The 12,223-nt window shown below is 35.5% G+C and carries 13 protein-coding genes and 1 rRNA gene; 4 read left to right on the top strand and 10 right to left on the bottom strand.

Annotation, left to right across the window (positions count from 1 at the left end; translation table 11 throughout):
• The 3 genes from KO464_01450 to KO464_01440 form a co-directional block, all read right to left on the bottom strand.
• Nucleotides 1-1,020 (bottom strand): 16S ribosomal RNA (locus tag KO464_01450); the annotation flags it as partial.
• 218 nt (nt 1,021-1,238) lie between these two features.
• Complete coding sequence (locus tag KO464_01445; protein ID MCC7572036.1) at nt 1,239-2,027, bottom strand: CBS domain-containing protein; 789 nt, start codon at nt 2,025-2,027, stop codon at nt 1,239-1,241.
• 103 nt (nt 2,028-2,130) lie between these two features.
• The gene (locus tag KO464_01440) at nt 2,131-2,667 is read right to left on the bottom strand and encodes a CBS domain-containing protein (protein MCC7572035.1); all 537 of its coding nucleotides are present in this window, start codon (nt 2,665-2,667) and stop codon (nt 2,131-2,133) included.
• Between the two features lie 99 nt (nt 2,668-2,766).
• On the opposite strand from KO464_01440, the gene KO464_01435 reads away from it, so the two are divergent.
• A complete protein-coding gene (locus KO464_01435) occupies nt 2,767-3,816 on the top strand; it encodes an arginase family protein (protein MCC7572034.1) in 1,050 nt (349 codons plus the stop codon).
• 104 nt (nt 3,817-3,920) lie between these two features.
• On the opposite strand, the gene albA is transcribed toward KO464_01435, so the two are convergent.
• From albA to uvrB, 4 genes are read right to left on the bottom strand one after another with little or no spacing between them, the layout of a single operon-like run.
• Nucleotides 3,921-4,196 carry a DNA-binding protein Alba gene (albA, locus tag KO464_01430; protein ID MCC7572033.1) on the bottom strand — a complete coding sequence of 92 codons (276 nt, stop codon included), beginning with the start codon at nt 4,194-4,196 and terminating at the stop codon, nt 3,921-3,923.
• Between the two features lie 2 nt (nt 4,197-4,198).
• On the bottom strand, nt 4,199-4,381 hold the full coding sequence (locus tag KO464_01425) for a 4Fe-4S binding protein (GenBank protein ID MCC7572032.1): 183 nt from the start codon (nt 4,379-4,381) through the stop codon (nt 4,199-4,201).
• A 47-nt stretch (nt 4,382-4,428) separates the two neighbouring features.
• Nucleotides 4,429-4,743 carry a YbjQ family protein gene (locus tag KO464_01420; protein MCC7572031.1) on the bottom strand — a complete coding sequence of 105 codons (315 nt, stop codon included), beginning with the start codon at nt 4,741-4,743 and terminating at the stop codon, nt 4,429-4,431.
• 39 nt (nt 4,744-4,782) lie between these two features.
• Complete coding sequence (uvrB, locus tag KO464_01415; protein MCC7572030.1) at nt 4,783-6,723, bottom strand: excinuclease ABC subunit UvrB; 1,941 nt, start codon at nt 6,721-6,723, stop codon at nt 4,783-4,785.
• Nucleotides 6,724-6,985: 262 nt separating this feature from the next.
• On the opposite strand from uvrB, the gene KO464_01410 reads away from it, so the two are divergent.
• Nucleotides 6,986-7,306, top strand: coding sequence for a divalent-cation tolerance protein CutA (locus KO464_01410; GenBank protein ID MCC7572029.1), 321 nt, complete (start codon nt 6,986-6,988; stop codon nt 7,304-7,306).
• Here KO464_01410 and KO464_01405 read toward each other — a convergent pair.
• Nucleotides 7,290-7,820 (bottom strand): hypothetical protein, encoded by a 531-nt coding sequence (locus KO464_01405; GenBank protein MCC7572028.1) that lies wholly within the window; start codon nt 7,818-7,820, stop codon nt 7,290-7,292. The genes KO464_01410 and KO464_01405 overlap by 17 nt on opposite strands.
• A gap of 51 nt (nt 7,821-7,871) precedes the next feature.
• On the opposite strand from KO464_01405, the gene KO464_01400 reads away from it, so the two are divergent.
• Nucleotides 7,872-8,624: a Nif3-like dinuclear metal center hexameric protein gene (locus KO464_01400; protein MCC7572027.1), complete on the top strand. Its 753-nt coding sequence runs from the start codon at nt 7,872-7,874 to the stop codon at nt 8,622-8,624.
• On the opposite strand, the gene KO464_01395 is transcribed toward KO464_01400, so the two are convergent.
• Entirely contained in the window at nt 8,621-9,637 is a 1,017-nt protein-coding gene (locus KO464_01395) for a formate--phosphoribosylaminoimidazolecarboxamide ligase (protein ID MCC7572026.1), read from the bottom strand. The genes KO464_01400 and KO464_01395 overlap by 4 nt on opposite strands.
• Before the next feature lie 88 nt (nt 9,638-9,725).
• Between KO464_01395 and purH the strand changes: the two genes are divergently transcribed.
• On the top strand, nt 9,726-11,327 hold the full coding sequence (gene purH, locus KO464_01390) for a bifunctional phosphoribosylaminoimidazolecarboxamide formyltransferase/IMP cyclohydrolase (protein MCC7572025.1): 1,602 nt from the start codon (nt 9,726-9,728) through the stop codon (nt 11,325-11,327).
• Nucleotides 11,328-11,331: 4 nt separating this feature from the next.
• Here purH and KO464_01385 read toward each other — a convergent pair whose 3' ends face one another.
• Nucleotides 11,332-12,018, bottom strand: a complete 687-nt coding sequence (locus KO464_01385) for an isoprenylcysteine carboxylmethyltransferase family protein (GenBank protein ID MCC7572024.1) — start codon at nt 12,016-12,018, stop codon at nt 11,332-11,334.
• Between the last annotated feature and the right edge of the window lie 205 nt (nt 12,019-12,223).

Genomic DNA, 12,223 nt, shown 5'->3' with positions numbered 1-12,223 from the left:
GGACGCCTCACGGTACGAACTGACGGCGGCCATGCACCTCCTCTCAGCTTGTCAAGCAAGGTCATCAACCTGGCAATCATACTGCTGTCGCTCCCGGTGAGTTTTCCGGCGTTGAGTCCAATTGAACCGCAGCCTCCACCTCTTGTGGTGCTCCCCCGCCAATTCCTTTAAGTTTCAGCCTTGCGACCGTACTCCCCAGGCAGCGAGTTTAACGGCTACCCTACAGCACAGGGCCATCTCGTAGATGCCCCCACACTTAACTCGCATCATTTACGCCTAGGACTACCCGGGTATCTAATCCGGCTCGCTCCCCTAGGTTTCGTCCCTCACCGTCAGACCCGTTCCAGTTGGACGCCTTCGCCACAGGTGGTCCCCCCAGGATTACAGGATTTCACCCCTACCCTGGGAGTACCTCCAACCTCTCCCGGTCTCAAGACAAGCAGTATCTCTAGATTTCCCACGGTTAAGTCGCAGGATTTAACCAAAGACTTACTTATCCGGCTACGAACGTTTTAGGCCCAATAATCGCGGCTACCACTTGAGCTGCCGGTATTACCGCGGCGGCTGGCACCGGTCTTGCCCAGCCCTTACTCCTCTGGTTACTTAGACCAAAGAACAGCCCATGCAATGCATGAGCACTTGGAATCCCCCTGTCACGGTTTCCCGCATTGCAGAGGTTTCGCGCCTGCTGCGCCCCGTAGGGCCTGGGGCCTTGTCTCAGTCCCCAACTCCGGGCTTCAGCTCCCACTGCCCGTACCGATCGTAGGCTTGGTGGGCCATTACCCCACCAACAACCTAATCGGGCGCAGGCCCATCCTCAGGCGCAAAAGCTTTGGATAAAAGAACATTCCAGTACCTTTTATCTATCTAATATTAGCCCCAGTTTCCCGGGGTTATCTCAGTCCTGAGGGTAGGTTACCTACGTGTTACTGAGCCGTATGCCGGCGTCCGAAGACACCTTGACTCGCATGGCTTAGTCGAATTCCAATAGCAGTAGCCTCCGGCAGGATCAACCGGAGTGCGATCGCAATTCAATAAATTAGGAATTGGTAAATATATGTTCACCTAAAATTCACCAAGATATTGGACTTCCATCAAACACAGCCTTATATGCCTGTGCTCTCATGACGGTCCTTTGAATTCGTTCATCACATGATTCACGTTTTCATTGGATCTTGAGACATATTGTCTCTCATTATATACTCAAAGGTAATAAGATATTAAAAATTATTGCAAAATCAAGCTGTGATTTCACTGTTTAACAAGATCTCATGGTGCCCTATGAATCCATTAACATCTTTGGAAGAATTTGAAACTGGATAAGTAAATTGAGTCTTTTTAACTATTTGTTTTCTTAAAGTTTCAAGAGGAACATTTGGATCAAGCATTTCTGGTTCTCTAGTTAATATTTCTTCAACTTTAAATTCTTTTATAAGGGTTTCAGGGTGGTGTTTTGCATTGATATTTTTCCTGAATTTATAAAGACCAAATAACAAATCTTTAACAGATATTAGGCCCATATAATTATTTTGGGATTTGATTGCAAAGTATCTTATTTTATCGTCAAGGTATTGCTTTCTTGCGTGAATTACTCGATCTCCCCATGATAATGTGCCGTATTTCTTAGTCATTGCATCACCGATTGTCCCTTTTGATTCAACTAAGGGAATCATGTGCCTTCTTGTAATCATGCCTACAAGTTCATCACCTTCAACGACTGGAAGTATGGATATATAGTCACTTCTAAAAAATTCAAGTGCTTTTTTTACATTTTCATCTGCGGATATTGTGTATGGGTTTTTAGTTATAGAGGAGGATATATGGAACGAAGAAACGTCTAGATTTAGACTTCTTGAATCACCAATCTTTTCAATTATGTTGCTTGCAGTGAGTATTCCTATGAGTTTACCATCGTTTATTACTGGGAGTCTTAATACCTCCTTCTTTTCCATTAATTTTATTGCGTCTGATAGTTTTCGGTCTTTATCTACTTTTATTGGGCGTTTCATAATTTCTCTTACATTCATTCAACCACCACCTTCAACTTTTAAAAAAATAAAAGGGCAAAATAAGTTTTTAACACCTATTCTGGCAAAGGAAATCATTTTATCACCTGTACCAAAATATGGATTAATAGTTCTCTTCTTCCATGATTTCCTTGCAATCGTCACATACAAACTGTCCATTGACAAGTTTTAGTGCGGACGTATAGGTACCACACATCTCACAAATCCCGCCTTCAGGAGGGGGTGTGGCGATAACGCTATCATCAGGCTCGAATCTCCACTCTTCAAAAGATAATGACAATATATCTCTTGGCGTAATTATTGCCACCGGTATACCCTCATCAATAACTACCAAATTTCTAATCTTCTCTTGAGTTATCAATTCTGAGGCATCTCTTATCATCTTGCCACTACTAATTGTAACAACAGGTGAAGTCATTATTTGTTCTAGAGTTATTTCTGAAGGTTTTTTCTTTTTTGATACAACCTCTCTTAATATATCCCTCTCAGAGACTATACCAACAGGTTCACCTTCATCAACTACAACTACTGCATTAGAATTGTCTTTTGTCATTACTCTGGCTGCGTTTGAAACAGTGTCTTTGGGTTTCATCAGGATTATGTCACGTTTTATTACTTTTGATAGAGGTACATCAAGCATTTAAAACACCTACATTAACAAGTTCCTTTAGTAGTATAAATATTTAAGTCTTTGGAGTAAAGGTTAAAAGGTGATTAAAAAAATTGTCTTTGTGACTAAATGAAGAAAATTAAGGTATTTGGTTTAAACTTGGACCCTGATGAAAGAGAAGAGTCGGTATTTAATAAAATATCAAATACGAACTCTAATAACGATCCTTACGAAATTGTGTCTGGAAAGTTAAAAGATTCCAATGAAGTAAAATACACAAAGGCGGGGAAAGTAGATGTTGAGCCTTGGTTGATACCTGCCCCGAAGAAAGACGACCTTTTCATGGTCGGTGTTGATAATATTGTGGCTTTTATAGATGCTGATGGATGCAGAGAATATGCTTCTAAGGTGAAAGAATTTGTTAAGGAAAAAGTACTGCCTGATGTTCCATTGATGATCGGAGTTGATCACTCTGGAACAGGTGGGTGCATCGAAGCTTTGGCAGAGAAATATGGAAAAACAAATATCTCTGTAGTAATGCTCGATAGTCATTTTGATGGAATAATTCCAACCCAGAGGTTAAAATTAATCCAACATGATATTGAATTTAATCCAAATACTAAATTTTCTAAAGATGATCCTTATTTATATAACAGAGTTGACAGTTTCAATGCGGATTCATTTCTTTACTTTCTTTTAAAGGAAAAGAAGATACTCCCTAAGAATCTCTTTGTCCTAGGAGTTTCAGACTATCCCCCAAATGCTGCAAAAGATGCAAGAGACCTAAGAATAAGAGAATATTTCGAGTTTTATAAAAAATTTGAAGATGATGGTGTAACTATTCTGCCAAAAAATAAACTGAAAGCAAACTTTGAAATGGCACTTAAAAAAGTCTTTGAAAAAATTAAGACCCCTTATGTCTATATTTCAGTTGATATTGATATTGGTTCAAGGCAGGCATTAACCGGTGCTAGATTCTTGGACTACCTTGGTCTTGAAGAATCTGAGATTTACAGAATCATAGATGGATTGAACAAATATACCAAAGAGAAAAAAATAGAGATTGTAGGCGCCGATGTAATGGAGATAGACCAGACAAAGGCAGGGCAGAAATTTGGGAAGAGTTACGATAGAACTTATGATATAACATTGGAAGTGGTCAAGAGGATATTCAAGTAAAGAAATTTTCTAGTCTAAACATAATCTTTAATAATTAAGGTGCAAAATAGTTATTAAAATAGAATCTTATTAGAATTAAATTAAAAATAATAAAATTTTTTATTTTATCTTTTAAGAGTTATCTCTATTGCAGAAACGTTGGCACTTGAATTGTCATCTCTTGTAATAGTTTCTGTTGATGTAGATATTTGTTGTACGTTAACGTCTACTACGAATTTGTTTCTGACAATTTCTGCAACGTCGACTGCTCTAGAAATGGCTCTTCCTCTTGCTTTTATTACTACATTGTCTGTTTCTTTATTGTTGAGCTGTGTTACAACAGCTAAAACATAGTTCATTACAGGTTTACTTCCGACAAATACGATATTTTCGTCTGACATTTCTAATCCTCCTCTACTGTTATTGCGTTTACTGTGCATTCGTTTACACAAAGATCACATGCAATACAGTCTTTTTCATTGACCGGTACTGCTATATCTCCTTGCATTTCGAATACTGCTACCGGACATGTAGAGATGCAAACTTCGCATCCTGAACAGTCCTCGTTTACTGTTACTTTTGGCATGTGATAACCTCAAGCTTTTTGCTAAGATTTAATATATAAGTTTACCGTTATTTCAATTTTACTGCCGTTCCGTATGCTAACATCTCTGCAGCACCAGTCATTACAGCACTTGTGGAGTATCTTATGTTTATGACTGCATCAGCACCTATACTTTCTGCGTCTTCCATCATTCTTTTCAATGCCTCGCGTCTAGATTCTGAAAGCATTTGCGTATATTCAGTTATTTCTCCACCAACTACCGTCCTAAGGCCTGCGACAATATCCTTACCGATATGTTTTGCTCTAATTGAGTTACCAGATACTACTCCCATGACTTTTTCTATTTCTCTACCGGGTATGAAGTCCGTAGTTGTAATTATCACGCTACCACCTAAAAATTTTGGAATTAATCCTTTAAATAATTAATCCAATAAAATAGAAAGTTCTTTGATTCTATCTCTCAAATATGCAGCTTTTTCGAAATCCAAGTTATTTGCAGCTTTGATCATCTCATTATGCAGATAAGCCAAATACTCTTCTGGATCTTCAACTTTTGATATTTCGTAATCTTCCTGATCTTTTTCAGAGGCTTCTATTTTTTTCTTAATAGTTTTTGGGATTATGTTGTTCTTAATATTGTACTCTGTCTGAATCTTTCTTCTCCTTTCAGTCTCATCTATTGCCCTCTTCATTGAAGATGTGACTTTATCTGCGTACATTATAACGGTACCAGATACATTTCTTGCGACTCTCCCCATAATTTGTATCAAAGAAGTTGTAGACCTAAGGTATCCTTCTTTGTCTGCATCTAGAATCGCAATCAAAGAAACTTCAGGGAGGTCAAGCCCTTCTCTAAGCAGATTGATACCTACAAGACAATCATATGCTCCAGCTCTAAGTTCGCGTAATAGCTCTACTCTCTGTAAAGTATCAATTTCAGAATGGAGATATCTTGCATTTATCCCAAATTCAAGAAGATAGTCAGTTAAATCTTCTGCCATCCTCTTTGTAAGAGTTAATACTAGTGTTCTTTCATTATTTTCAATTCTCTTTTTGACTTCAGAAACAAGGTCATCAATCTGGCCTTCTCTTTTTTTGATAATTACAACTGGATCTATCAATCCTGTTGGCCTCACAATTTGTTCGACAACTTTATCGGATATACCCAATTCATAATCAGCGGGAGTTGCAGAAACAAATATGACTTGATTCAAAAGTGTTTCAAATTCAGTATATCTTAATGGTCTATTGTCAAGTGCAGAAGGGAGTCTAAATCCATAATTTACAAGTGTTTCTTTTCTTGATTTATCCCCTTCATACATTCCTCTAATCTGAGGGACTGTAATATGAGATTCATCTATTATCAAAAGAAAATCCTTTGGAAAATAATTAATTAATGTGTCAGGTTTTTCCCCTGCTTTCCTTCCAGAAAAATAACGAGAATAATTCTCAATCCCCTTGCAGTAACCCATTTCCTGCATCATCTCTATGTCATATTTAGTCCTTGTTTCAATTCTATGCGCCTCTATGAATTTACCCTGAGAATTTAAATCAGCTAATACCACTTCAAGTTCATTTTGGATTTCAGTTATGACTTTGCCTATAGTGTCTTGAGGTATAAGGTAGTGGCTCGCAGGATAGATATATATGTTATCAATATCTCCCATGTCTGAAAAGTTAATAGGATGAATTTTTCTGATTTTTGTTATTTCATCACCAAAAAATTCAACTCTTACTATATAATCTGTGAACAAGGGAAAGAGCTCTACTACATCACCTCTTGCCCTGAATGTTCCACTTTTAAAATCTGAATCGTCTCTCTCATACTGCATCGAAACTAGTTTTTTTAAAAAATCATCCCTATCAATCTGCTCATTTTTCCTTATGAACGTACCCATCTCTTTATACGTTTCAGGGGACCCAAGACCGTAAATGCATGAAACACTTGCTACGATTATGCAGTCGCTCCTTGAAAGAAGAGAGGCAGTTGCAGAGTGCCTCATTCTTGTTAATTCTTCATTTATAGAAACATCTTTTTCAATATAGGTATCTGTGTGGGGAAGATATGCTTCAGGTTGATAATAGTCATAATAACTGACAAAATATCCAACAGCATTATCTGGGAAAAATGCTTTGAATTCAGAAAAAAGCTGGGATGCTAAAGTCTTATTTGGAGAAATGACAAGTGTGGGTTTATTATATTTCTCAATCAAATTAGCAATTGTAAAAGTTTTCCCTGAACCTGTAACACCAAGAAGTGTCTGATAATTGTATCCTTTTTCTATGCCTTGGCTAAGCTCATTAATAGCCTGAGGTTGGTCACCGTTTGGTTGAAATTCAGAAAAAAGTTTGAAGTCTCCCACATTCAAAAAGAAGTGAATTATTTTAAATAGTTTTTTAGTGTGAAGTTTTAGTTTCTATTTTAATTCAAGCATATGAGAAATGATGTCAAGATAATATTATAGCAATTTATTGAAAATTGTACTGGCCTGTGAAGGCGTATTTTTCAGTGCCGTGGCGTTTGCATCTTCTCCAAAGAGCTTGTAATATCTGCAAAGAAAACTATAGGATATTATTTGTAGAATTTGAACATATTAATTTAAACTTGTAGTTATAATTAATCACATGCCTCTATTAATCATATCCACAGCACCAAATGAAGACGTGGCTTATAATCTATCAAAAATCTTACTAGAGAATAGAGTTGCTGCCTGTGTTAATATAATAAAAGATGTAAATAGTCTCTATTGGTGGAAAGAATCAATAGGAAACTCTAGTGAGATAATTCTATTAATTAAGACAACTGATGAAAAATATCAGGAAGTGGAAGACCTCATTAAGAAGAATCATGTTTATGAAATTCCAGAGATAATAGCTTTTGATATAAAAAAAGGATTCAGTAAATATCTAAAATGGATAGAAGATGAAACTATGTCTCTTCCTTAATTTCAAATACTCTTGAGCAATCAAAATCAGAATATTTATGGCATGAAAAAATCTTGTCACCGTAGTATATAGTTTCAAAATCAAATAGGTCAGGTGAAATATAGAATTTATCGTATACTATCAAGAGATCTTCTTCATCAAGTTTAATCTCTTTATCATCTTTCGTTTTAACATAGAAATAATTATAGCCTTCATCGAAACCAATTCTCTTTATTTCTTCATATTTTATGGATGCTATTTCTGGTATAGCTTTTAGCAGTTTTTCATAGAACAGCCCACCATTTTTTATGTCCAAGAGAATCATCTTGCAAATCTTTACTTTTTCATAATAACTATCTTCGTTATCTTCAGAAATTAATAGGGGTTGTTTTCTTTCCTTTTCTAGTTCTTTTAGTGCAGCTAATTCCTCAACATGGAGAATATTTCTGTATATACCAAAAACTACCCCTTTTTCTCTGAGTGTTTCCAGTCTTTTTAGGAAAGAGTCAAGATTCCATATCAGTTCTACGTCCATGCAATTTGGAGTAAGTATAAGTTATTTAAATGCCTTTTCAAATTTATCTTCATGGACCTTAATGAGATTGTTAGCTATATGGACGATTATCTTAGAGTTAATGAGATAGATGATGTATCTGCAAACGGATTACAAATAGAGGGAAAAAAGGACGTGAAAAAGATATGCTTGGGTGTAGATAGTTCTCTGGAAATTTTCAAAGAGGCTTCTAAAAGAAAGGCCGATCTCTTGATAGTCCACCATGGGCTAATATGGGGTGGATTAAAATGTATAAGAGGGCTAGTGAAAGAAAGAATTTCTTATCTTTTGGAAAACGGTATTTCCTTATATGCCGCACATCTGCCTCTTGATATGCATTCAGAAGTCGGGAATAATATAGAGCTCATAAAAATATTAAATCTTTCTGACCCTGAGCCATTTGGAGCCTATCATGGATTAAAGATAGGTTTCAAAGGACGTTATGAAAAATTGAAGACTATTAAAGATATATCTAAAACCCTAGAAAAAACTCTTCCTGCTAAAATTGAGTCTTTCAATTTTGGACCTGATAAAATAATATCTGTAGGTATAGTTAGTGGTGGTGGGGGGTCTGCATTTGAGGATTGCATTAAAGAAGGATTGGACCTATTTATTACAGGTGAACCTTCACATACAATTTACCATATTGCAAAAGAAGCTGGAATAAATTTAATATTTGCTGGACACTATGCCACTGAAAAGCTCGGAGTAAAGGCTTTAGGGAAAAAAGTTGAAGAAGAATATGGTATAAAAACAGAGTTTATAGATATACCAACAGGTCTCTAACAAACTATATCTGAAAGCCTATCATTATTTATTGCATTTTTAATCTCTAAGGCTATTCTTCTTCCTGTTGACATAGGCTTTCCGTATTTGATATAAGTATAAGGCGAATATGGTTCAAAAAGATTTGTGCCTGCTACAATTCTTGCTGAAATTTCAAATATGAATATCTCAGCTTCAGGAGTTATTACCCCTTCAAGACAGAACGGCCCAAACAATCCCCTACTAGAAATTAGCTCCTTTGATTTTTGAACTACTCTTTCACCCATATCAAATATTTCTGGAAGCAATGATTCCCTGACAGTTATGGGCATATTTCCAACAACGACATAGCTTGGATCAATTTTCTTTAGGGCAAACTGATCTCTTGCTGATATCCTACCAATAGAATCTACATTACTTTCATATCTTTTATCAAAACTCATTATTTCTAGTTCGTAATTTAACGGACTATAAAAATAATGGAAATATGCAGGCACGCCAATAATATACTCTTGAATTACGTATTTTTCATTGATATGGTCTGAAATCTTTTCATTGAAATCCGCAGTGTCTTTAGCAAGGAAATATCCCATCCCACCTTTTGCGCCGTAAAATTTTACAATCACGGGTCTGTCTATCTGTTCGGGAGTATCAAATATTCTTGGAATTTTAATATTTGCATCAGTTAACCATCGCCTTTCAAGATCTCTAGCAGATTCCCATTCTAGAACATCTTTATTGCCAAAGTACATTACCTTCAGATCTTTGAAGTCCTCTATCTTCATATAAGCAATAAAAGAACCATGAGGTATGAGAATAGTATTTCTTTTTATTAATTCTTCTTGTAAGGAAAAAAGTTCTTTGAAATGATCAACAGAAATAATTTCATCTGCAACTCCAAAACTTCTGTAGACTTTTTCTGACCCTTTTTTTGCTATACATAAGGTCTTAAATCCCTCGTCTTTTGCGCCTTTTAATATTTGAAGTGCAGAATGACTTCCAAGAGTCGCGATTGTATAATCTGTTGCAGCCATTGAGTATTAACTTAACTAATAATACTTAAAACTTTCTGTGGGCTTAAGAGAAAATTATTTAAATTAGCTTTCCAAACGTGCCAAAGTGATGGAAAAGAGAGCATTAATTAGCGTTACAGACAAGAAAGGACTTGAAAAATTTGCTAAGACTCTGTCAAGTTTAGGTTTTGAGATTGTATCGACTGGTGGCACTTTAAAATTTCTTCTAGAAAATGGAATTAATGCTACGCCTATTGAAAAGATTACAGGATTTAAAGAAATGATTGGGGGTAGGGTAAAAACTCTTCACCCAAATATCCATGGTGGAATTCTCTATATCAGAGATGATAAAGAACATGAAAATGAAATAATTTCAGAAGGAATAAAACCTATTGACATAGTTATTTGTAATCTGTATCCATTTCAAGAAACTGTAGCAAAAAACCCCTCTCTTGAAGATGCTATTGAAAATATTGATATTGGCGGAGTGACGCTCCTGAGGGCAGCTGCTAAAAATTTCAAATATGTTACTGTTATTGTAGATCCTTTGGATTATGAAGTTGTAACTAAAGATTTGTTAGAAAAAGGAAACACTTCATATGAAACGAGAAAAAAATTATGTGTTAAGGCTTTTTCACATACGGCCGACTATGATAGTGCTATTGACTCTTATCTTTCTGAAGCGCTGACTGACAATAAAAAATTGCGACTTTCATTTGACTCTGGCAAACCTCTAAGATATGGAGAAAATTGGCATCAAAAAGCGTCATTCTTCAAAAAATATACTCTTGAACCTTCCGCTTCAAACATGAAACAACATCACGGAAAAGCACTGTCATATAATAATTATCTCGATATTGAAGCTGCTCTTAATGCTGCAAAGGAGCTTTCAGAATATAATGCTGCAGTAATTGTTAAACATCTAAATCCTTGTGGAATCGCTACAGGAAAGACTTTATTTGATGCATTGAAAAATGCTTGGGACGGAGATAGGGTATCTGCATATGGGAGCATAATCGCTTTGACGAGAAAAGTCGATTTAGAAACTGCTTCTTTTTTGAAAGGTAAATTTGTTGAAGTAATAATTGCCCCTTCTTTTGATGACAATGCCTTAGAATTTTTGAAAAACAAAAGCAAGGATTTGAGAATATTAGAAACTGGAAAACTTTTCACTTCTGAAGACAAAGTTTACAAATTCTTGATTGGCGGGGTAATTGAACAAGATAGGCCAGAAGGGCTCTATGAAAAGTGGGAATGTGTTACAAATGAGAAGTTCCCAGAGAGCAAAAAAGAGCTAGGACTTTTTACAATTATAGCAACAAAGTATACTAAATCAAATTCGATTGTCTTAGGTATGGAGTATGAAAAAGGCCAGTTTAAGGTATTAGGAAGTGGAGTCGGGCAGCCAAATAGAGTTGACTCACTTAAAAAACTTGCTATACCCAAGATCTATGAAAATTTAGAAAATACCTGGAATGAAGAGAAGCCAAATATTTCCAAAGAGGACTTTTTCAAGGAAAAGATTTCTGAATGCGTTCTTGTTTCTGATGCTTTCTTCCCCTTTGATGATACAGTTAGAGTTGCTGCGGAACATAACATAAAATACATTATACAATCTGGTGGATCAATAAGAGACAAAGAGGTAATAGAAACTTCAAATCAATTTGGAATCTCTATGATCTTTACAGGTATGAGGTACTTTAATCACTAAGAACTTACCATACTTTAGGAATTAATCTATATTTCACTTCTTTGGTGTATTCAAGGTATCCATCAAGCTCTTTCTGTAATGTTTTATTTTCTAAATAAGTTCTTATAATTAAAGGTAAAACCGTAAATAAATTGATTGTGATGCCCCAGAAAGATCCCAATACCAAAGGTGTTGCAAATGTGTATAGTATTCCTCCAACATACCCAGGATGCCGCACATAACGATAAGGCCCGCCTTTACAGACTTTATGATCCCTCTCTTTTTGTATTCTAACAACAGTAGAAAAAAATCTATTAGCTTTCTTTGACCATAAGAATATAGATTGCCCTATTATGTAAAGAACTATTCCAATTATTACTCCAAATAAAGGTAGTTTTGGAACCCAGCCTAAACGACCTACATCTATGGCAGATAGTATAATCATTACAAAATAAAAGGGAGAAGTTATCAAAAAATATATTTTGTCCCAACTTTTCATTCCCTCGCCGGGTTTTAATCTTTCTTTAATCAGTTCAGTATTATCTGACAAAACATAGTAAGTGAATGAAACAAAGAAAATATTTAATCCATTATAAATCCAGCCTTGCCAATAATTCAAACTACCAGCACAAATAAATGTGATGGCTAGGATAAATCCATAACTAAGAATCCCTCTAATTAGGATTTTATGACTTAATTTTTTGTCCGCCATGATTTGAATTATTCTTTCAATTATTTAAAGATGAGGTGTTTATTGAAAAGTGAAATAAATTTTGTTATGGCATAGGTTTTATATCAAACTTGATTTATTAAAAAAATTCTAATTCCGAATCTCTATTAATTTTAGGATAAATATATTTAAATATCAGATATAATAAATTCTAATATGAGCAACCCAAGAAATGCCTCTTCTGGAT

Source organism: Methanofastidiosum sp. (assembly GCA_020854815.1).
Lineage (GTDB): Archaea > Methanobacteriota_B > Thermococci > Methanofastidiosales > Methanofastidiosaceae > Methanofastidiosum.
The sequence above is the reverse complement of the archived record's forward strand: the minus strand, read 5'-3'. Positions and strand labels throughout refer to the sequence as shown.